18 protein-coding genes are annotated in these 21,729 nt (G+C 61.5%); 8 read left to right on the top strand and 10 right to left on the bottom strand.

Going from position 1 to position 21,729, the window contains the following annotated elements; genetic code table 11:
• Window positions 1–26 precede the first annotated feature (26 nt).
• The 8 genes from J1G34_RS14625 to J1G34_RS14590 form a co-directional block, all read right to left on the bottom strand.
• Window positions 27–806 (bottom strand): transporter substrate-binding domain-containing protein, encoded by a 780-nt coding sequence (locus J1G34_RS14625; protein WP_057723170.1) that lies wholly within the window; start codon window positions 804–806, stop codon window positions 27–29.
• A 310-nt stretch (window positions 807–1,116) separates the two neighbouring features.
• Window positions 1,117–2,751 (bottom strand): ATP-dependent DNA ligase, encoded by a 1,635-nt coding sequence (locus tag J1G34_RS14620; protein ID WP_065893389.1) that lies wholly within the window; start codon window positions 2,749–2,751, stop codon window positions 1,117–1,119.
• Window positions 2,748–3,752: a ligase-associated DNA damage response exonuclease gene (locus J1G34_RS14615; RefSeq protein ID WP_065893390.1), complete on the bottom strand. Its 1,005-nt coding sequence runs from the start codon at window positions 3,750–3,752 to the stop codon at window positions 2,748–2,750. Before J1G34_RS14615 ends, J1G34_RS14620 begins: the two co-directional genes overlap by 4 nt.
• Before the next feature lie 121 nt (window positions 3,753–3,873).
• Complete coding sequence (locus J1G34_RS14610; RefSeq protein WP_222994263.1) at window positions 3,874–6,315, bottom strand: penicillin acylase family protein; 2,442 nt, start codon at window positions 6,313–6,315, stop codon at window positions 3,874–3,876.
• Between the two features lie 203 nt (window positions 6,316–6,518).
• Entirely contained in the window at window positions 6,519–6,719 is a 201-nt protein-coding gene (locus tag J1G34_RS14605) for an SEC-C metal-binding domain-containing protein (protein WP_065886122.1), read from the bottom strand.
• On the bottom strand, window positions 6,716–7,198 hold the full coding sequence (locus J1G34_RS14600; RefSeq protein ID WP_065886123.1) for an LEA/WHy family protein: 483 nt from the start codon (window positions 7,196–7,198) through the stop codon (window positions 6,716–6,718). Before J1G34_RS14600 ends, J1G34_RS14605 begins: the two co-directional genes overlap by 4 nt.
• A 22-nt stretch (window positions 7,199–7,220) precedes the next feature.
• Window positions 7,221–7,691 carry a YchJ family protein gene (locus J1G34_RS14595; protein WP_122461577.1) on the bottom strand — a complete coding sequence of 157 codons (471 nt, stop codon included), beginning with the start codon at window positions 7,689–7,691 and terminating at the stop codon, window positions 7,221–7,223.
• 4 nt (window positions 7,692–7,695) lie between these two features.
• Entirely contained in the window at window positions 7,696–8,193 is a 498-nt protein-coding gene (locus J1G34_RS14590) for a DUF6231 family protein (protein WP_122461579.1), read from the bottom strand.
• A gap of 188 nt (window positions 8,194–8,381) precedes the next feature.
• On the opposite strand from J1G34_RS14590, the gene J1G34_RS14585 reads away from it, so the two are divergent.
• Complete coding sequence (locus J1G34_RS14585; RefSeq protein WP_222994262.1) at window positions 8,382–9,140, top strand: collagen-like protein; 759 nt, start codon at window positions 8,382–8,384, stop codon at window positions 9,138–9,140.
• Window positions 9,141–9,255: 115 nt separating this feature from the next.
• On the opposite strand, the gene J1G34_RS14580 is transcribed toward J1G34_RS14585, so the two are convergent.
• Complete coding sequence (locus J1G34_RS14580; protein ID WP_222994261.1) at window positions 9,256–9,729, bottom strand: CopD family protein; 474 nt, start codon at window positions 9,727–9,729, stop codon at window positions 9,256–9,258.
• Between the two features lie 99 nt (window positions 9,730–9,828).
• Here J1G34_RS14580 and dinG point away from each other — a divergent pair, with 99 nt between their 5' ends.
• The 6 genes from dinG to J1G34_RS14550 all read left to right on the top strand — a co-directional run bounded on the left by dinG (window position 9,829) and on the right by J1G34_RS14550 (window position 18,266).
• Window positions 9,829–11,973, top strand: a complete 2,145-nt coding sequence (gene dinG, locus J1G34_RS14575) for an ATP-dependent DNA helicase DinG (RefSeq protein WP_057723161.1) — start codon at window positions 9,829–9,831, stop codon at window positions 11,971–11,973.
• An 88-nt stretch (window positions 11,974–12,061) separates the two neighbouring features.
• Window positions 12,062–14,359 (top strand): beta-galactosidase, encoded by a 2,298-nt coding sequence (locus J1G34_RS14570; protein ID WP_222994260.1) that lies wholly within the window; start codon window positions 12,062–12,064, stop codon window positions 14,357–14,359.
• A gap of 83 nt (window positions 14,360–14,442) precedes the next feature.
• The gene (locus tag J1G34_RS14565; RefSeq protein ID WP_065897006.1) at window positions 14,443–15,588 is read left to right on the top strand and encodes a serine hydrolase domain-containing protein; all 1,146 of its coding nucleotides are present in this window, start codon (window positions 14,443–14,445) and stop codon (window positions 15,586–15,588) included.
• 142 nt (window positions 15,589–15,730) lie between these two features.
• Window positions 15,731–16,870 carry an OmpA family protein gene (locus J1G34_RS14560; RefSeq protein ID WP_122461583.1) on the top strand — a complete coding sequence of 380 codons (1,140 nt, stop codon included), beginning with the start codon at window positions 15,731–15,733 and terminating at the stop codon, window positions 16,868–16,870.
• Window positions 16,871–16,897: 27 nt separating this feature from the next.
• A complete protein-coding gene (pdxH, locus tag J1G34_RS14555) occupies window positions 16,898–17,545 on the top strand; it encodes a pyridoxamine 5'-phosphate oxidase (RefSeq protein ID WP_122561308.1) in 648 nt (215 codons plus the stop codon).
• A 256-nt stretch (window positions 17,546–17,801) separates the two neighbouring features.
• Window positions 17,802–18,266, top strand: a complete 465-nt coding sequence (locus tag J1G34_RS14550) for an outer membrane lipoprotein (RefSeq protein WP_065886131.1) — start codon at window positions 17,802–17,804, stop codon at window positions 18,264–18,266.
• Window positions 18,267–18,981: 715 nt separating this feature from the next.
• Here J1G34_RS14550 and nhaA read toward each other — a convergent pair.
• Window positions 18,982–20,166, bottom strand: coding sequence for a Na+/H+ antiporter NhaA (gene nhaA, locus J1G34_RS14545; protein WP_065893401.1), 1,185 nt, complete (start codon window positions 20,164–20,166; stop codon window positions 18,982–18,984).
• A 216-nt stretch (window positions 20,167–20,382) separates the two neighbouring features.
• Here nhaA and J1G34_RS14540 point away from each other — a divergent pair, with 216 nt between their 5' ends.
• Complete coding sequence (locus J1G34_RS14540) at window positions 20,383–21,477, top strand: PLP-dependent cysteine synthase family protein (protein WP_065893402.1); 1,095 nt, start codon at window positions 20,383–20,385, stop codon at window positions 21,475–21,477.
• Window positions 21,478–21,729 lie beyond the last annotated feature (252 nt).

The raw sequence follows: 21,729 nt of genomic DNA, 5'->3' as shown, positions 1-21,729 counted from the left end.
CCCTTGAAAAAGGGGCGCCCCAGGCATTATTTGCCGCTGTACAGGTTCAGATCGCCAAAGTGTTTTTTCTGGATGGTGGCGTAGGTGCCATCATCGTGTAACGCTTTGATACCTTTATCCAAAAGCGCCTTGAGCTCAGTGTTACCTTTTTTGATACCGATCGCGGTTTTCGAAGGCAGCAGTGGGTCGTCGATGGCGGCGCTGACCTCGTAACCGGCACCGGCCGGCGACTTGAGGAAGCCCAGTTCGGCTTGCAGCATGTCCTGCACGGAAGCGTCGAGGCGCCCGGACGTCAAGTCGGCATACACCTGGTCCTGGTTGGCGTAGGCCTTGGTGGTCACACCGGCCTTGTCCAGCACGGCCTTGGCGTAGGCTTCCTGGATGGTGCCTTGCTCATAGCCCACGGATTTGCCCTTGAGCGATTCAGGCGTCGAATACCCTGCACCTTTTTTGAACACCAGCGAAGTAGGGCCCGAGAACAGCTCGTTGGAGAAGTCGATTGCCTTCTCGCGCACCGGGGTCACGGTCATGGAAGAAATCACACCGTCGAACTTGTTGGCTTTGAGGCCCGGAATCATGCCGTCAAAGTCGCTTTCAACCCATTTGCACTTGACCTTCAGCTCCGCGCAAATGGCATTGCCCAGGTCAATATCGAAGCCCACCAGGCTGCCGTCGGCGGCCTTGGATTCGAACGGTGCGTATGAAGGATCGACACCGAAACGCAATTCCTTGTATTCCTTGGCGGTTGCAACACCTGCAGCCATGCACAGAGCCAGTGCAGAAAGGGTCAGCAATGCTTTTTTCATTATGTGTTCCCTGGAAACCAAGATAAGCGCTTGTGGCGCGTTTAGGACTGTTACTGAACGGTGTCAGACGCAGCACAAGTAGCAATTTCTGCACCATAGTTCCGAATGATCGTTTTAAAAGGTGGGATAAGGGATTTATAAGTGTAGGAAATGCCCACTAGTGTGCATTGAAAGAGTAGCGCACCATTTCAGGTCGAGCGTAAATCCAAATGTGGGAGGGGGCTTGCCCCCGATGGCGGTGTGTCAGTCAGAGCATCTGTGTCTGACCCTCCGCTATCGGGGGCAAGCCCCCTCCCACAGGAGTCCGGTGTCAGGCCAACAAGTCCTGCAGCGTGGCGAGACTGTCGGCTTCCTCCACCGGCTTATCCTGGCGCCAGCGCAACATCCGCGGAAAGCGCACCGCAATGCCGCTCTTGTGCCGCTTTGACAGGGCGATCCCTTCAAAGCCCAACTCAAACACCATGCTCGGCGTGACGCTGCTGACCGGGCCGAATTTTTCCACGGTGGTCTTGCGCACGATCGCATCGACCTTGCGCATTTCTTCGTCAGTCAGCCCCGAATAGGCCTTGGCGAACGGCACCAGGGTGCGCTCGCTGCCCGGCGGGCCATCCCAGACCGCGAAGGTGTAATCGCTGTACAGGCTCGCGCGCCGGCCATGGCCGCGCTGGGCGTAGATCAGCACGGCGTCGATGCTGAACGGGTCCACCTTCCACTTCCACCACAGGCCCATGTCCTTGGTGCGGCCCACGCCGTAAAGGCCTTTGCGATCCTTGATCATCATGCCTTCGACGCCGAGGCTGCGGGAGGCTTCGCGTTGCACGGCCAACGCTTCCCAGGTTTGCCCCTCGAGCAGTGGCGAGGGCAGCAGCGCGGGTTGGTTGCACTGCGCGATCACGCGTTCCAGCTGCGTACGGCGTTCAGCCAAGGTGTGGTTGCGCCAGTCGTCGCCCTGGTATTCGAGCAGGTCGTAGGCGAGCACCGCCACCGGTGCATCCTCCAGCACTTTTTTACTCAATGTCTTGCGGCCGATCCGCTGCTGCAGCAGGGCGAAGGGTTGCACCGCCTCTTTCCAGACCACAATTTCACCGTCGATCACCGTGCCGTCGGGCAAGCCGCTGACCAGGCTGTGAAGCTCGGGGAACCGCTCGGTCACCAGTTCTTCACCGCGCGACCAGACCCACAAGCGGCCCTCACGCTTGACCAACTGCGCGCGAATGCCATCAAACTTCCATTCCACTTGCCAGTCGGCGGGAGAGCCGAGCAGGGCGTCAAACTGCTCCACTGGTTGCGCCAGGCCATGGGCGAGAAAAAACGGATACGGCTGCCCGCCGCGTTGCGCATGCTCGTCGGATGATTCGGCGGCAATCAGCTTGAGATAGCCTGCGGCCGTAGGGCGATTGGACAGGTCGGTGTAGCCCACCAGCCGTTGGGCCACGCGCTTGCTGTCGAGCCCGGCCATGGCGGCAAGCGCACGGGTCACCAGCAGTTTGGACACGCCCACGCGAAAGCTGCCGGTGATCAACTTGATGCACACCATCAGGCTCGGTTGATCCAGTTGCACCCACAGCGCCGGCAAGCGCTCGGCCAGTTCAAGCGGCGCAAGGCCACGCAGCGGTAACAGTTTGTCTTCCAGCCACACCGCCAGGCCATCTTCAGAGGTGTAGGTGGATTCGGGTAACAGCAAGGAAATGGTCTCGGCCAGATCGCCGACGGACTGGTAGCTTTCTTCGAACAACCACGGCTCGATGTTCGCCGCTTGCGTCGCCATGTCCCTGAGCAGGCGGGTCGGCACCAATTGCCGCGGGCGCCCGCCGGAGAGGAAGTACACCGCCCAGGCCGCATCCTCTGGCGGTGCCTGTCGGAAATACGCTTGCAGTGCCGCCAGCTTGGCGTTGCTGGAGGTCGTGGCATCGAGGTTGGCGTACAGCTCGGCGAAGGCTTTCATGCGCTGGCCTCTTCTTCGTCGTCGCCGTATTCGGTGCTGAAACCTTGGGCATCCAGGCCTTTCTCGCGCAGATGGCGCACCAGCACGCCGACCGAACCGTGGGTGACCATCACCCGCTCGGCGCCGGTCTGCTCAATCGCCCACAACAGCCCGGGCCAATCGGCATGGTCCGACAGCACAAAGCCGCGATCGACCCCGCGCCGCCGCCGCGTGCCGCGCAGGCGCATCCAGCCGCTGGCGAAGGCGTCGCTGTAGTCGCCAAAGCGACGTATCCAGGTGCTGCCACCGGTGGAGGGCGGGGCGATGATCAGGGCCTGGCGCAGCAGCGGGTCGTTTTTTTTGAAGTCGCCGGCGTATAGCGTCTCGGGGATGTAGATACCCGCTTCGCGGTAGACCCGGTTCAATGGCTCGACGGCGCCATGGCTGAGGATCGGACCGATGCTGGCATCGATACCGTGCAGAATGCGTTGTGCCTTGCCGAAGGAATAGCAGAACAACACGCTGGCTTTGCCGGCGGCGATATTGGCCTGCCACCAGTCGTTGATACCGGAAAAAATCTGCGCCTGCGGCTGCCAGCGGTAGATCGGCAGGCCAAAGGTGGATTCGGTGATAAAGGTGTGGCAGCGCACCGGTTCGAAAGGCGCGCAGGTGCCATCGGGCTCGACCTTGTAATCGCCGGACGCGACCCACACCTCGCCCTGGTATTCCAGACGCACCTGGGCCGAACCGAGCACATGCCCGGCCGGGTGGAAACTCAATGTGACGCCGTGGTGCACGAGTTTTTCGCCGTAGGCCAGCGTCTGCAAGTTGATGTCCTGGCCCAGGCGCGAGCGCAGGATGCCTTCGCCGGGCGCGGCGGCCAGGTAATGCTCGTTGCCGGTGCGGGCGTGGTCGCCGTGGGCGTGGGTGATGACGGAGCGTTCCACCGGGCGCCAGGGATCAATGTAGAAATCCCCGGCGGGGCAATAGAGGCCTTCGGGTCGGGCGATGACGAGGTCCATGGGGTGACCGGGGAGATGGGCTTGTTACTTATGAGGCGGGGGGCTGTGCAGAAGTTCTATCAGAATGCATGGGGTCCAAATGTGGGAGGGGGCTTGCCCCCTCCCACAGTTGAAAACCGGGTTATTTGCCAGGTGTGAGGGTTAGCCGGCTTTTGCCATACACCTTGTCAAAGTTCTGCGGCTGCATCGGGAAGCTCAGGTATTGCGCCTTGAGCGACGGATCGATGCCGTTGGCATAGTTAGGGCTGGCCGGGTTGCCGGACTGGCCGGTGCCGCCCTGGCCCATCATCGGTTCGGGCTGGCCGAAGTCGACAATCATGCGCAGCGCTGACGTCTGGGCCACATTGAAATCCTGCCCCCAGTTGTACGGTGCCGGGTTCAGGGTGTTGTGGTCGCCACCGCTGGCGAAAGGCCCGCGAATAACCTGGCCGCCGGCGTTTTCCCAGGCGGTGGTGTGCAGCTTGCCCCATTGCCAGGCCTTGTGATCGGCGCCCAGCAGGCTGTCGCCGCTGCTGATCGCAGCGGCCAGGGTGCGTGCGAGAATCGCCGGCTTGTCTTCTTTTTGCGGTGTGCGCGTGTCATCCCAGAGCGGGCTGTCTTCACGGCCCAGCAAATGGTCTGCGATGGCGGAGTAGGACAGGCTGGCGTTGCTGACAAAGGCTTTCCAGCTGGCGCTGTGTTCCGGGCCGAGTTTGTCGAGGAAGATCTGCCTGGCGCTTTCCTGCAGGAACAGTTCGTAGACCGCCGCGTCGGCGGACGTCGGTGCAAGGCGACCATCAAAGGCCATCAAGCGGCCCAGTGCTTCGCGCGCCTTGGCCTGTTCGGCGGCGGGCAGCGCGTCGATTGCCTGTTTCAGCGGCTGGGCCATGCCCGGAGCCTGGAACATACCCTTGAGTTTGGCGGCAAACAGGGTGGTCTGGTCGTATTGCATGGCGATCAGGCTGCGGCTGTCGTGCTTGCCGGCGTTGGCCAGTTGCGCCAGGCGCTCGCTGCGCTCCGGTGCGTCCCAGGAATTGGACAGTTGCATGCCATAGCCACGCGGGGCTGTGCGCTGGTTGGCGGTGCCGATCCAGCCTTGAGCCGGGTCCTGGTCATAGGGGTGCAGCATGGCGTCGGCGTAACCGTCCCAGTCAAAGCGCGTGTCCCAGCCCGGCGACGGCAGCAGGCCTTGGCCTTCGCGGCGGTTGGGGAAGCGGCCGGTGACTTGCCAGCCAATGTTACTGGCGTCGGCGAAGATCATGTTCAGCGCAATGGCGCGAATTTCGCGGGTAGCGTCCGAGGCCTTGCCGGCGTTCTGCGCGCGGGACAGGTCGAAGAACGCATCCAGGCTCTTGTCGTCCTTCAAATCGGCGGTTTGCAGGGCCAGGCCAAAACCGCTGGTGAGCGCCTGGCTGCTGTTGAGCAAGGCGCCGTGGCGGGTTTCGTACACCACGTCGCGAATCGAGCGTTGGCCTTTGATGAAGAAGGTCTCGTTACGCACGCCGGCCGGTAGCCATTTGCCGTTGTTCTCGTAGTACAGCGCGCTGCCCTGGCGTTTGACCTTTTCCAGGAACAGGTCCTGGGTATCGCCCTTGACCGCGCTCATGCTCCACGCCACCTTGCCGTTGAAACCCGACAGCAGGGTCGGCAGGCCGGCGATCGACGCTCCGACCGCCTGATATTTCGGCGCACGGATCTGCACGTAGCTCCAGGGCGTTGGTGCTTGCGGCTGGGCGGCGATGTCGTTGGCCAGCAGGCTTTTGCCGCTGCGGCTGCGTTGCGGCCCGATGGCCCAGTTGCTCGACGTGGTCACGCCCAGGGCATTGAGGCTGTTGAGTTGCTGGCTGACGGTGTCCAACCCGGCAAGACCGTTGATCTGGCTCAGGTTCACGCCCTTGAGCTTGTCGGCCTCGGCCAGTGGGATCGCTTCGTCCGGCGCGCTGGGGATAAGCCAGGCGAGCTTGTCGACGCCGACTTTTTGCGCCAGCACCAGCGATGAGATTTCTTCCTGCAGGTTGCTCGACTCACTGAAGTTCAGCAGGCAGAACAGTAGCGCCGAATCTTCCGGTTTCCAGTATTCGGGTTTGTAGCCGGTCTGGGCCAGGTCGGTCGGCAGCTTGTCGCGGTAGCGGAACAGGTAGGCGTTGACGCCCCGCGCGTAGACTTCAAAGAAACGCTTGAGCCTCGGCGACGAAGCGTTGTACAGCTCGCCGGCGCTCTTTTTCAGGTTGACTGCGCGCATGAAGCGGTCGACATCAAGGACCTCGGGACCGGACATTTCCGCCAGGCGGCCCTGGGCCAGCAGCCGCAGGGTGACCATCTGGGTGATCCGGTCGCTGGCATGCACATAGCCGAGGCTGAACAACGCGTCGTGGAAGGTGTTGCTTTCGATCAGCGGCATGCCCTGGGCATTGCGGCGTATCGACACGTTTTGCGCCAGGCCCTTGATCGGCTCTACGCCGGCTGCGGGGGGCAGGGTGTCCTGGGTGTTCTGGAGCTGGCAGCCGGACAGGCTCAACGCACTGACCACTGCCGCGGCAACGCCGAACCGGGGAAGAAAATGTGTAAGGGCTGGCGAGGCCATGGCAAAGCTCCTGCGGGGGGGTAGCGTCATTAAAGGCGCTACGTTAGTGAGCGCGGCGAAACGACGCAAGCGGGAGTTGTGTAATTGCATGAGTACTCATGTGGGAGGGGGCTTGCCCCCGATAGCGGTGGGTCAGTAACAGATAGGCTGACTGACGCACCGTATCGGGAGCAAGCCCCCTCCCGCATTGAGTGTCGAGTGGCTTAAGCGCCGTGGCACTTCTTGAATTTCTTCGCGCTGCCGCATGGGCAAGGATCGTTGCGACCCACGTCTTTCAACGCATTGCGCACCGGCTCCTGGTGAGCGTGGCCGCAGTTCGGGCCGTGGACATGGCCGTGGTCGTGATCCTGGTGATCGTGATCGTGGTTGCAGTCGGGACCATGGACATGGGGTTGCTGAGTCATCGATGTCGCTCCGGAATAAAATCGCCGGGGATTATCTCGCCATTGTGAGCCACCTGCACGTCATTACCGATGAATAATCCGGTTTTCAACTCGCCTTCAAGACGATAGGGCACGGGGCGCTCGGGGTTTTTCAGCATTTGCACCACATCGCGTATTCGCGGCCACAGGTTGGTTCGTACCGACACCCGGAAGTATTTATGGCCGCGCGGCGGTACGGTCAGCCATTCGTTGGACTCGCCTTCGGTCAGCACCAGGTCGCCGAGGGTGACCTTGTAGATCAGGCCGCGCACGGTCAGGTCGGCGTCGTCGCGGTTATCCACGCGAAAGTAGAGCTTGAACTTCTGCTCCAGCAACTTGGCACGCACCACTTCGACCTTCACCAGTGATACATGGGGCGGCGGCGAATCGTCCTCGAACCAGGAGGCGCAGCCGCTCAGGCCCAGGGTTAACGCCAGCATCAGGCTGAATGTGCGAAGCATTGGCGTTATCCCTGTCAGGTCGTTAAAAATAGCCGGAACAGCACTTCTTGAACTTCTGCCCGCTGCCGCACAGGCATGGGTCATTGCGCCCGGCCTTCACGTCCACCGTCGGGTCGATGAAGTACCAGCGCCCCTCATTCTGTACGAAAGAAGACCGCTCGCGGTGGCTATGTTCACCACTGCTGTCGTGCCAGCGCGCCGTGAAGGTCACGAAGGCATGTTCCGGTTGGCCGCCGAAGACCTCGGAATTTTCCACCTCCAGCCCAAGCCAGGTGCTCTGCGCACTCCAGGCGGTAATGGCCTCGCGGTCCAGGCCGGCCTGCTGCGCCGGCAAGGTGGTTGCCACCAGATAGTCGACCAGGCCCAGCACATAGGCGCTGTAGCGCGAGCGCATCAATGCGCTGGCACACGGCGCGGGATGGCCGGCGTGGTAATGGCCGCAGCAGGCATCCAGCAGATTGCCACTGCCGCAGGGGCAAATGGATGTACTCATTGTGTTACCACCAATACTTGCCAAAATTTTCCGGGTTGGCCCAGAAGCGGGCGTTGAGCCAGTCGGGTACTTGTTTATAGTCAAGCAGATCATAGGTAAACAGCGTCAGCACCTGCTCATCGCGCTGGAAACGCTCACCGGCCTGCAGGGCCAGGGAGAAAAAATCGGTGTCCTTCCAGTCGCAGGCGTCCAGGTCCACCAGCACCGCGATGCGGCTGGCATTGAGGTTGCGAATGCCGCCCAGCAACGTCAGACCCTGGGATTTGGGCAGGTGTTCAAGGCAATCGACCACCAGCGCCAGGTCAAAACGCTGCGCCGCCAGTTCGGCGGGCAGCGGTCCGGGTGGGGCAACGCTGACACGCACATCGGGATGCGCCGTTTTAAACGCATCCAGTGCGGGAAACTGGCTGGCGCCCAACAGCAACAGGCGTTTGGGGGCGTGCAGGTCCAGCAACGCGGCCAGCGCTTGCTGGGGTGTACGGGAAGAAAATCCAGCGGTCATTTAAGATCCTCACATCAGGACCCTAGAGACTAGCGCGGCTGGGCGTGCTGGCCTAGCGCATCAGTGCCGATAGCGCCGGTGCCTGAGCCGGGCCTTCTGAAGTTTTTTGATCCTTCACTGGCAAATCGCCTGTAGAAGTCGTTACTGTGCGTCCAAAGAAAAATTCGGAAACACTCGGGAGCCCCATGATGCGTAAGGTTTTTCTGCTGGCCCTGTTGGTCAGCCCCATTGCCCTGGCCCAGAGTGTCAGCGTCGAAACCCATTCGTTGATGCGCCTGCCCAGCAGTACCAGCGTGTTGCAGCTCGAGCGACTGGACGTGGCGGACTACGGCACCCTGTTGATTCCGGCCACCATCAGTCAGATCGCGGTGGAGGAACTGCATTTGGGGCGTGAAGCACGTATCGCCATCGTCCCCGGCACTACCGCGCTGCAGTTGCAGGTGCGCCAGGCTCAACTGGATCAGGGCAGCCAGATCACCTCTCGCGGCGCGCCCGGCACCCATGAAAGGCCAGCCAAGCCGGGGCGCGACTTGACCTTGCGTATCGAGTCACTGACTGCAGAAGCACTGTCGGTGGATGCCCGCGGTGGCGCCGGTGCCCAGGGTTATGCCGGCCTGGATGGCGCCAATGGCGTCGATCCGGGTTGCACCTGGGGTTCTGCCGGGCGTGGATTCAATGGCGATAACGGCGGCGATGGGTTGCCGGGTGCGTCGGGTGCGCTAGTGCGCGTGGAGTTGCCGCAGAGTTTCCCGGCTGATCAGATCAAGGTCTTGGTGGACGGCGGGCCTGGGGGCTTGGCCGGTGTCGCGGGTAAACCCGGCAAGGGCGGTCAGTCCAAGGGCTGCCTGGTGTACCGCGCCGATGGCGGTGAAAAAGGCCGCTCGGGGTTGGAAGGGCAACCGGGGCAGGCGGGGCCTGCGGGGGCGGTGACCATTCAGCGGCTTTGAGTCGCTTGTTCTGACGCCATCGGGGGCAAGTCGAATCGTCGCACCGCCCCTCCCACATTGGAATGCGATCAAAGGTGGGAGGGGGCTTGCCCCCGATAGCGATGTAAGAGTCGCCTTACAACATCGGCCGAGCCGACGCCACGGCCACCACCACCAACCCGACAATCAAGTTAATCCCTACCAACTTACGAATCTGCCCCAGTGTAGCCGCGCCTGCCGGCCAATCCTCAGCCGCCACCGCCGCCACCGCCGCCTTCAACGCCGGAAACTTCAACGCCTGGATGCGGATAAACAGCGCCGTCATCACCAGATACAAACCCATCATCACCTGCACATAGCGCGGCGCCGTTTCAAAACCGTTGAAGCGCAGGTGCAGCAGGCCTACGCCGCTGATCGGCAAAATCAACACCGCCACCCACACCCATACAAAAAAACGTTGAAACACATTTGCCCACAACTTGAGCCGGGCAGGGCCCTCAAGGGCCGCCATGGCGGCGGGGCGCAGGATCATCCAGGCGAAAAACATGCCGCCGACCCAGATCAGGGCGGCCAATACATGCAGGGTGTAAGCGAGGCTAAACGCGGTCATTGTGGTACTCCGTTCTGCGCGGGATTAATTAGCGGGGTATGATAGCGGCCGATCCGAACCACTGAAAATTTATCCAGCGTTTTTTGCGCCCGACTATCCATGATCAGCACTGAACTCAAAACCACGATCCAGGGCGCCTACTCGCGTTTTCTCGAAGCCAAGAGCTTGAAACCGCGTTACGGCCAACGCCTGATGATCGCCGAAGTGGCCAAGGTCCTCGGGGATATCGACACCGACGACGAAGGGCGGCGCAGCGGCGACCCTGCGGTCGTGGCCGTCGAAGCCGGCACCGGTACCGGCAAGACCGTGGCCTACAGCCTGGCGGCGATCCCCACCGCCAAGGCCGCCGGCAAACGCCTGGTGATTGCCACCGCTACCGTCGCCCTGCAGGAGCAGATTGTCTACAAGGACCTGCCTGACCTGATGCGCAACAGCGGGCTGAACTTCACGTTCGCGCTGGCCAAGGGCCGTGGCCGTTACATGTGCCTGTCCAAGCTTGACGTGCTGCTGCAGGAAGGCCACGCGCAGACCGCCACGGCTTCGTTGTTCGAAGAGGAAGGCTTCAAGATCGAAGTCGACGAAGTCAGCCAGAAACTGTTTACCAGTATGATCGAAAAACTGGCCGGTAATAAATGGGACGGCGACCGCGACAGCTGGCCCACCGCCCTGGAAGACTCCGACTGGGCGCGCCTGACCACCGACCACAGTCAATGCACCAACCGCCATTGCCCCAACTTCGGTCAGTGCGCCTTCTACAAGGCCCGCGAAGGCATGGGCAAGGTCGACGTGATCGTCACCAACCACGACATGGTGCTGGCCGACCTGGCCCTGGGCGGCGGCGCCGTACTGCCGGATCCGCGCGACACCCTGTATGTGTTCGACGAAGGTCACCACCTGCCGGACAAGGCCATCGGCCACTTCGCCCATTACACGCGCTTGCGCTCTACCGCCGATTGGCTGGAAACCACCGCCAAGAACCTCACCAAGCTGCTGGCCCAGCATCCGCTGCCCGGTGACCTGGGTAAGCTGATCGAACAGGTGCCTGAGCTGGCGCGGGAGATCAAGACCCAGCAGCAGTTCATGTTCAGCGCCTGCGAGCAGGTGGCCGACTTCAAGCCCGGCGAAGACGTGGAAGGCCGTGAGCGGCCGCGTCACCGTTTTGTCGGTGGGATGATTCCCGAGCATATGCGCGAAATGGGCATTGAACTGAAGAAGGGCTTTTCTCGCCTAACCGACCTGTTCACCCGTCTCACCGACTTGCTCAAGGAAGGCATGGATGGCGAGGTCAATATCGGCATCGCCAGTAACCAGGCCGAAGAATGGTACCCGCTGTTCGGCAGCCTGCTGTCCCGCGCCCAGGGCAACTGGGAGTTGTGGACGGCCTTTACCGTCGAAGACCCGGAAGACAACCCGCCGATGGCGCGCTGGTTGACCTTGGCGGAAAGCGGTGCGCTGTTCGATATCGAGGTCAATGCCAGCCCGATCCTCGCCGCCGAGATGCTGCGCCGCAACCTGTGGAACGTGGCCTACGGCTGCCTGGTGACTTCGGCCACGCTGACGGCGCTGGGCACCTTCGACCGCTTCCGCATGCGCGCCGGCCTACCGAAAAAGGCCGTCACTGCAGTGGTGCCAAGCCCGTTTCATCACGCCGATGCCGGCGTACTGCGGGTGCCCGACCTCAAGGCCGACCCAAGGGACGCGGCGGCGCACACGGCGGCGATCATCCGCGACCTGCCCGAACTGGTGGAAGGCTCGCGAGGCACCCTGGTGCTGTTTTCGTCGCGTAAACAGATGCAGGATGTGTTTGATGGCCTTGACCGCGACTGGCGTAAACAGGTGTTCATCCAGGGCAACCTGTCCAAGCAGGAAACCTTGAACAAACACAAGGCGCGGGTCGATGGCGGTGATTCCAGCGTGCTGTTCGGCCTGGCGAGCTTTGCCGAGGGCGTGGACTTGCCCGGCGCCTACTGCGAGCACGTGGTCATCGCCAAGATCCCGTTCTCGGTGCCGGATGATCCGGTCGAAGCGGCGCTGGCCGAATGGATCGAAGCCCGCGGCGGCAATCCTTTCATGGAAATCTCGGTACCCGATGCGTCGCTCAAGCTGGTGCAGGCCTGCGGACGCTTGCTGCGCACCGAGCAGGACCGGGGCACCATCACGTTGCTCGATCGCCGCCTGGTCACCCAGCGCTATGGCAAGGCAATCCTGAATGCCTTGCCGCCGTTCAGGCGCGAAATTTCTTAAGCCACCGTGGGCGAACTCGCCCACTTCGTGGTCTATCTCATGTATGTCATCAGGCCATTCACCGGCCGTCTGGGAGAACCTTGTTCGTATGATTCGCACGCTGCCCGCTCTTTTTGCCCTGCTGTTCGCCGCGCCCTTGATGGCCGCGCCGGCCGGGCAACAAACGCTGTTCAACTTCGTCCGGCCCGCCGATGTGGTCAAGGTGGCGACCCAGGACGCCAGCCTGCCGCAATACAACGCCGAACAAACCCCGGAGGGCGAAGTGCTGCGCCGCATCACCTTCAGCCCGGCGGCCGAGCCGAGCCTGGTGCTCAGCCCGCAAACCGGCGTGTGGGACTGGTCGCAATCGGGCGCCATGAGCCTGCGCATCCAGAGCGCGATGAGTTGGGCGTTGACCCTCTACGTGAAAGTACAAAGTGCCGACGGCAAGACCCTGGTCAGTCGCATCGACCTGCCGGCCGGCCCGGCCCAGACCTTGCTGGTGCCACTGCAAGCCAACTCGCCGCTGAGCCAGGGCATGAAGGCCGGCCCGCCGATGCCGATGACCGTGGACGGCCAGCGTGTGTTGCTGGCCGCCAGCACCGGGGAAGTCGACCGCAGCCAGGTGGTGTCGGTGACGCTGTCGATGATCAAACCCGATGCCGCCCAAAGCATCCTGCTGGAGCGCTTTGGCGTGCAGGACAGCGAGCCGGTGATGAAGGCCGCCTACAACGAGCTGGTGGACGCTTACGGTCAGTCCACCCGTGCACGCTGGCCGGAAAAAGTCAGCAGCGACGAGCAGCTCAAGGCCGCAGCCGCCAAGGAGCAGCAACAACTGAAGGGGTGGCTTGCCGAGCGTGACAAATCCGCCCTGGATCAATACGGCGGCTGGAACAAAGGCCCGGCGTTCGACGCCAGCGGCTTCTTCCGCACTGAAAAGCGCGACGGTCGCTGGTACTTGGTCACGCCGCAAGGCCATCCGTTCTACTCGCTGGGTGTCAACACAGTGGCGGCGGACAACAGCCAGACCTACGTGGCGGGGCGAGAGTGGATGTTTGCGGCGCTGCCCAAGGCCGGTGAAGCCTTCGACAAGTATTACGGCAGTGGCGACAACCGTACCGGCAACGGCGCGGGCGAAGGTCGCGGTTTCGGTTCGGGACGCTGGTATGATTTTTATGGCGCCAACCTGCAGCGCACCTATGGCGGTGACGGCTTCGATCAGAAGCGCTGGGTGACCCATACCCTCGACCGCCTGCAAGCCTGGGGCTTCAACACCGTGGGCAACTGGAGCGATCCGGACCTGGCCACGGCTGACCGTGTGCCTTACACCTTGCCGCTGTCGATTGTGGGTGACTACGCCAGCATCAGCACCGGCACCGACTGGTGGGGCGGCATGCCTGACCCGTTCGACCCACGCTTTGCCATGGCCACTGAGCGCGCCGTGGCCATTGCCGCTCGCGATCATCGCGACGACCCGTGGCTGATCGGCTTCTTCGCCGACAACGAACTGGCCTGGGCCGGCCCTGGCGACGATGCAAAATCGCGCTATGCCCTGGCCTACGGCACCTTACGCATGACCACCGACGTACCGGCCAAGCGTGCTTTCCTCAAGCAACTGCGCGACAAGTACCGCAATGAAGACGGTCTGTCGAAAGCCTGGGGCATCCACCTGGCCGGCTGGGAGCTGATGGAAGACCCCGGCTTCGAGCCGCCGATGCCCAGCCCGGAACACCCGGAAATCGAGGCCGACTTCAAGTATTTCCAGAAGACCTTCGCCGATGCCTACTTCAAGACCATCTCCGACTCGCTGAAATGGCACGCGCCCAACCAACTGCTGCTGGGCGGACGTTACGCCGTGAGCACCCCTGAAGCCGTGGCGTCCTGTGCGCAGTATTGCGATGTGCTGAGCTTCAATATGTATACCCTCAAGCCCCAGGACGGTTATGACTTCGCCGCCCTGCGCGCACTCGACAAACCCGTATTGATCACCGAGTTCAACTTCGGCTCGAGCGACCGTGGCCCATTCTGGGGCGGCGTGACGCAGTTGGCCCGTGAAGAAGAGCGGGGCGCGGCCTATGCCGCCTTCCTCAAGCAAGCCATGGCGGAGCCTTCGATTGTCGGCGTGCACTGGTTCCAGTACCTGGACCAGCCCGTGACCGGACGCCTGCTGGACGGTGAAAACGGCCATTTCGGCCTGGTTGGCATCACTGACGTGCCCTTTCAGGGCTTTGTCGAGAGCGTGCGTAAAAGCAATCTCGCGGCGGTCGACCAACTGGGTAAGGAGGCTGAAAAAGCCAGGGCCGCCGGTGCGTCCCGCGAGAGTGAAGGCGGCCGCTCGGGCCAGGCCGGCAAAGGTGCGGGCCAGGGCGCCGGGCATGCTGGCGGGCACTCCGGAAATGGGCATTGATTCGCCGTTGACGGGTTCACAAATCCCTCAATGACTGGAACAATGTCGGCCACTTTTCATGCGGTTTTCTCGAGGTCGCTCCGGTGCAGATTCAGGGTCATTACACGCTCCAGTTCGAAGCGGTACGTGAAGCGTTTGCCGCATTGTTCGATGACCCTCAGGAGCGCGGTGCCGGGCTTTGCATCCAGGTCGGCGGCGAGACGGTTGTCGACCTGTGGGCCGGCACCGCCGATAAGGACGGCGCCGAGGCCTGGCACAGTGACACGATCGTCAATCTGTTCTCCTGCACCAAGACCTTCACTGCCGTCACCGCCCTGCAGCTGGTAGCCGAAGGCAAGCTGAAGCTGGATGCGCCCGTGGCCGATTACTGGCCGGAATTTGCCGCAGCGGGCAAAGCGTCCATTACCTTGCGCCAGTTGCTCTGCCATCAGGCCGGGCTGCCGGCGATCCGCGAGATGCTGCCCATCGAAGCCCTGTACGACTGGCAACTGATGGTCGATACCCTCGCGGCCGAAGCGCCGTGGTGGACACCCGGCCAGGGCCATGGCTACGAGGCGATCACCTATGGCTGGCTGGTCGGTGAACTGTTGCGCCGTGCCGATGGGCGCGGGCCTGGAGAGTCTATCGTGGCGCGGGTGGCGCGGCCGTTGGGGCTGGATTTTCACGTGGGCCTGGCGGACGAAGAGTTTTACCGTGTCGCCCATATAGCCCGCAGCAAGGGCAATATGGGCGATGCTGCGGCACAACGGTTACTTCAAGTAATGATGCGTGAACCCACGGCAATGACTACACGTGCATTTGCCAATCCGCCGTCTATTCTGACCAGCACTAATAAACCCGAATGGCGGCGTATGCAGCAACCCGCGGCAAATGGTCACGGTAATGCACGCAGCCTGGCCGGCTTTTATAGTGGTTTATTGGACGGTAGTTTGCTGGAAAGCGACATGCTCGAACAATTGACCCGCGAACACAGTATCGGGCCGGATAAAACCTTATTGACCCAAACCCGTTTCGGCCTGGGCTGCATGTTGGATCAACCGGAGTTGCCCAATGCTACGTTCGGCCTTGGTCCGCGCGCATTCGGGCATCCGGGGGCAGGGGGCTCGGTAGGGTTTGCCGACCCTGAGCATGATGTAGCCTTCGGTTTTGTGACTAATACCCTGGGGCCCTATGTACTTATGGACCCACGGGCTCAGAAGTTGGTCGGAATATTGGCCGGTTGTCTATAAACCCCTTGCTGTTTCACAATTTTTTGTTACAAAGGCACGTATAAGAAGACGCTGAACGCAATGATGTAACTTCAATGTTCTTTAAGCGTCTGGTTAACGGGGCATGTGGCCCCTTGGTTTTTTCTCATTTTGTGGATATCTCATGTTATCGAACAAGTCCTTGGCACTGGCGCTGTGCCTCACTATTACCGGCTGTGCACAAACTCCACAAAATGATGCCGAAGGTGGGCACTGGTGGTCATTTGGATCAGATAAGGCTGCTACCAAGGACGCAGTGACCCAGACCGACGCCAAGCCCGCTGCCGACGCCAAGCCTGTCGCGCCTGTCGCCGCAGCGCCTGCTCCGGCAGCCAAGAGCGACACTGGCTTCAACTGGTGGCCATTCTCCGCCAAGAGCGCCGACGACAAGGCCGCCGAGGCCAAGGCCGACCTGAAAGCCGACCTCAAGGCCGCCACTCCTGCACCGGACACTGCGCCTGTCGTGGCCAAGACCGACACCGAAGCCCATTGGTGGTGGCCGTTCGATACCAAGCCCAAGCCACTGGCCAAGGTCGATGTGACCAACGTGCCGATGCCCGATCCAAAAATCACCCAGGCCTGGCTGGACGATTACGAGCCGCGCCTGCGCGCCGCGATCAAGGACAGCAACCTGCAATTGGAACGTCGCGACAACGTACTGGTGGTGATTGCCCCGGTAGACGGTTCATACAACCCGAAACGCCCGGCGATGCTGCTGCCGGTGACCCTGGGTCCGTTCACGCGCGTCGCCAAGGCTGTTGAAGCCGATCCAAAGACCGCCGTACTGGTTCTGGGCCACGTTGATGCCACCGGCAGCGCTCCGGCCAGCCAGGCGCTGAGCAAGGAACGTGCGCAGTCGATCGCTTCGATTTTCAGCCTCAGCGGTTTGAAGCAGGACCGCCTGATGCTGCGTGGCATGGGCGACCTGATGCCGCGTGCCGCCAATGACAGTTCCCAGGGCCGTGCGCTGAATCGTCGCATGGAAATCATGTTCACTCAGCGTACAACTATGTTGGCGCTGCTGAGCCAGTACAACTCGGGCAAGACTCCGCCTGTGGCTGAAATGGTCGCTGTGCAGGATGTTCCCGCACCGGCCCCAGCGGCAAAAGCCCCGGCCAAGAAAGCGCCGGCCAAGAAAGCCGCCGCCAAGCCGGCTGCCAAGTCAGCCGCTAAAAAGGCCCCGGCCAAGCCGGCTGCGAAGAAACCGGCTGCGACCAAAGCCAAGGCTGCTGCACCGGCGAGTAACGACCAGGCGAAAAACTGATCCGTTGAACCACAAGGATAAAGCCGCATGACCCAGGCACTGGCCGATATGCGCCGTGACTACACACGGGACGGTTTGAGCGAGGCCCAGGCCCCGGACGAGCCGTTTGCCTTGTTCCACCAATGGTTCGCCGATGCGGTGAAAACCGAGCAGGCACCGGTGGAGGCCAATGCCATGACCCTGGCGACGGTCGACCAGGACGGTCGGCCGCACTGTCGCATCCTGTTGCTCAAGGGCCTGGATGCACAGGGCTTTACCTTCTTTACCAATTATCAGAGCGCCAAGGGTGAGCAACTGGCGGCGCGGCCGTTCGCGGCCATGACCTTTTTCTGGCCGACCCTCGAGCGCCAGGTGCGTATTGAAGGGCGCGTGGTCAAGGTCACGCCTGAGGAGTCGGATGCTTATTTTCAGGTGCGCCCCCTGGGCAGCCGCCTGGGTGCGTGGGCATCGCCGCAGAGCAAGGTCATTGGTGATCGCGAAGAACTGCAGCAACTGCTCAAGGCGACTGAACAACGTTTCAGCGACACCCAGCCCGATTGCCCCGAGCATTGGGGAGGCTATCGTTTGTTGCCGGAGCGCATCGAGTTCTGGCAAGGCCGCGCCAGCCGCCTGCATGATCGCCTCAACTATCGGCTGCAAGCGGGCCAATGGACGCGCGAGCGTCTTGCGCCTTGAGCGTCGCCTTTCGTCATCTCATCTGAATCATGTCCTGTGCGCCGAAGTCTTTATGTACGAGATTTCGGCGTTTTCGGCTGTATGACTACACTGATCAACCAGGCTATGGCATGGTGCGGCTTAGCTACCGTTCGTCGAATCCTGTGGTACCGACAGTCTGTACTCAGGCTGAATGAAAGCACTTTTTTGCCTGGCTTGCCGTGACAGGCGCCAAGCCGCAGCGTTTAATGAATACCTGTCCTTTGGAGTTGATGCTATGCGTAAGTCTGTTTTACTAGTTGCCTGCTTTACTACCCTGTCCTTGCTGTTGGGTGGCTGCGCCTCGAGTCTGACCGGCGACTCCTACTCCCGTGACGAGGCGCGTCGTGTACAGACCGTTCGCATGGGCACCATCGAATCCCTGCGTCCGGTGAAAATCGAAGGCACCAAAACCCCAATCGGCGGCGCTGCGGGTGCAGTCATCGGCGGCGTTGGCGGCAGCGCCATCGGCGGCGGCCGTGGCAGTATCGTCACCGCTGTGATCGGCGCGGTGGCCGGCGGCCTGCTGGGTTCGGCCACCGAAGAAGGCCTGACCCGCACCCAGGGCGTGGAAATCACCGTTCGCGAAGACGACGGCAGCATGCGCTCCTACGTACAAGCCGTACAGGAAAATGAAATTTTCCGCATTGGCGACCGCGTACGCATCATGACGGTTGACGGTACCAGCCGCGTTACCCGCTAAGCGGTCAGCGAAAGGCAAAGAAAAACCCCAACCGGGTGACTGGTTGGGGTTTTTTGTTTAATGGGCCGTGATCTTACCGTCTAAAAAATCCTAATTGCGCATAAAAAAAACCGCCTTAGTAGGGCGGTTTTTTATCGCAAGGCCATATCAAGCTAGCCTTGCAGGCTCACAGAACGCAATGACATGGTCGGAATATTACTGCCGGCTGCGGTATCTGGCAAGAAGCCGTTGTAAAGCAGCACTAGCGCTTCTGATACTTTTTTTGTCAGAAAGAAATTGAAAATAAATAACAAAATTCGCCGTGCGCTTGGTCACACCTTCGGCGGGCAGCTCAGTTAGTATCGACGCCGTTCTACGTTCGTCATCCTGTGAGTAGGCCGGGTCAATGAGCAAGTTTTTGGACCCGCCGCCACGGGCTAGTAATCCGTGCCGGATTGATGCGGAGGGCCCGTCAACCCTGCCGCCTCATAGAACGCAATGACAGCATTCGAAGGCCCACGTGTTCCGGTAAGTGCGCTGGAGGTAAGGCCCAACGCTTGGAGGGCCGAGTATGGCTAAGTTTGCACGACGTACGTGGAACCTCGTAGTGAATGCCCTGCGTGTTTATCACGTATGGGTATTCCTGCGGGACAGCTTCGATGACCTGTAAGGTCTGAGAAGTGGAGCCGCCTCGATTCAGTTCGAGGCGGCTTTTTGCTGTTTGGATATCACCCGACTAGGCGGTGACGGCTTTCTTGCGACTCGCCATCGCCGTCACCGCATAACCGATACACGCCGCCAATATCGAACCGGTCAGAATCCCCATGCGATCCTCGCCGGCAAACTCGCTGACGCCCGGTACGAACGCCAGTGAGCCGACAAACAGGCTCATGGTAAAGCCGATACCACACAGTATCGCTACCCCCAGCACCTGGCCCCAGTTAGCGCCGCTGGGCAGTGAGGCGATGCCGGTCTTGATGGCCAGCCAGGTCAGGCCGAACACACCGATGGTCTTGCCGATCAACAGGCCGGCGGCAATGCCCATGGGCACGTGGTGGGTAAAGCTCTCGAGGCTGACGCCGGTGAGGGACACCCCGGCGTTGGCAAACGCGAACAGCGGCAGGATGGCGTAGGCCACCCACGGGTGCAGGGCATGCTCCAGGGTCAGCAGGGGCGAGGTTTCGGCATTACGGGTGCGCAGTGGAATGCAGAACGCCAGGGTCACCCCGGCCAACGTGGCGTGCACGCCGCTCTTGAGTACGCACACCCACAGGATCAGGCCGATGATCAGGTACGGCCCAAGCTTGACCACACCCAGGCGGTTCATCGCGATCAAGGCGATCAGGCAGGCCGCTGCGCCTGCCAGGGAAGCCCCGGACAGGTCGGCGGAATAGAACAGCGCAATGACGACAATGGCGCCCAGGTCGTCAATGATTGCCAGGGTCATCAGGAACAGTTTCAGCGACACCGGCACACGCTTGCCCAGCAGTGCCAGGACGCCCAGCGCAAAGGCGATATCCGTGGCCATCGGTATCGCCCATCCGGCGAGGGCCGCAGGGTTGTCCTTGTTCAATGCCCAGTAGATGAGCGCGGGTACGACCATGCCGCCGATCGCCGCCGCACCCGGAAGCACCACCTGCGACGGTTTGGACAGGTGACCGTCGAGCAGCTCGCGTTTGACCTCCAGACCGATCAGCAGGAAGAACAACGCCATCAGGCCATCATTGATCCACAACAAGGCGGGCTTGGCGATTTGCAGCGCGCCAACCTGGGCCACCACGGGCGTGTCGAGAAAGGCGCCGTACAGGTGCGACAAAGGTGAGTTGTTGATAATCAGCGCCAGGGCAGCGGCAGCGATCAGCAACAGACCGCTGGCGGCCTCCAGCTGGAAGAAACGGGTGAAAGTGCTACGCAGAGGCAAGGGATGCTCTCCAATCCAGGTTCAATAGGTGCGTACCCTAACCCGTACCGTTAGTTGTTAAAACAAAAATTATATTCTTATTTGTTATAAGCATTCGGTAGAGCTGGCGTTGCGTCTAAGCCTAGCAATTGTGTGTCCAATTGAGTCGTTACTGTATCTGTGTGCAGTGTAGGAAACCCCCTAATATCAGGCCCAAATCCTTAGAGAAGTCTCGTCATGAGCGACCACCGTCCCTGGGCCCGCGAAGCCATTCGTATCATTGAAGCGGATTTTCAGCGCAGCGCCGACACCCACCTGATCCCGTTGCCATTGCCGGGCTTGCCGGGTATCGAGCTGTACTTCAAGGATGAGTCCAGCCACCCGACCGGCAGCCTGAAGCACCGGCTGGCGCGTTCGCTGTTCCTGTACGCGTTGTGCAACGGCTGGCTGAAGCCGGGTGCACCGGTGATCGAGGCTTCCAGCGGTTCGACGGCCATTTCCGAAGCCTATTTCGCGCGCCTGCTCGGCCTGCCGTTCATTGCCGTGATGCCCGCCACCACCTCCCAGGAAAAGATCGCCCAGATTGCCTTTTATGGCGGCAAGAGCCACCTGGTGCAGGACCCTACGCAGATCTATGCCGAGTCCGAACGCCTGGCGCAGGAAAGCGGCGGGCACTTCATGGACCAGTTCACCTACGCCGAGCGCGCCACCGACTGGCGCGCGAACAACAACATCGCCGAGTCGATCTTCCAGCAGTTGCGTTTCGAGCAACACCCGGAGCCCAGTTGGCTGATTTCCAGCCCCGGCACCGGCGGTACTACCGCGACCCTGGGACGCTATGTGCGCTATCGCCAGCATTGCACCCGCGTGCTGTGTGCCGATGCCGAACGTTCGGTGTTTTTCGATTATTACCTGAGCGGCGACGCCAGTCTGCGCCTGGACTGTGGCTCGCGGATCGAAGGCATTGGCCGGCCACGGGTCGAGGCCTCATTTTTGCCTGCAGTGATCGATGCGATGGTCAAGGTGCCGGATGCGCTGTCCCTGGCAGCCATGCATTACCTGGCCGAGCGGTTGGGGCGGCGAGTGGGGGGCTCCAGCGGGACGAACCTGATCGGTGCACTGGTGGCTGCGCAACAGATGAAAGCGGCGGGGGAGTCGGGGTCGATCGTGGCGATTCTATGTGATGGGGGAGAGCGCTATGCCACCACTTACTACGATCAGGCGTGGCTGGCGGGGCAGGGCTATGACTTGCAAGGGTTGATCGCGGCCGTTGCGGCAAGTGTCGAGCAGGGAGAGTCACTGCCCGACAGCATCCTGCGCGCCAATATCTGAAACACCGCAAACCAAATGTGGGAGGGGGCTTGCCCCCGATTGCGGTGTGTCAGTCAAAGAGGCTCCGACGGAACCACTGCTATCGGGGCATAGGTATCTACACAATTGTGGTGCGAAACCGCACCTGTGGCGAGGGAGCGGACGCGTATCTACCTGACGCTCCGAGGTCCAAATGTGGGAGGGGCGGTGCGACGATTCGACTTGCCCCCGATGGCGGCCTCTGGGCCGACCAGGATGTTGGATCAGATCGAG

It is taken from the genome of Pseudomonas sp. Wu6 (genome assembly GCF_019891515.1).
GTDB classification, from domain to species: domain Bacteria; phylum Pseudomonadota; class Gammaproteobacteria; order Pseudomonadales; family Pseudomonadaceae; genus Aquipseudomonas; species Aquipseudomonas orientalis_A.
This window is presented reverse-complemented; position numbering and strand designations above follow the sequence as displayed.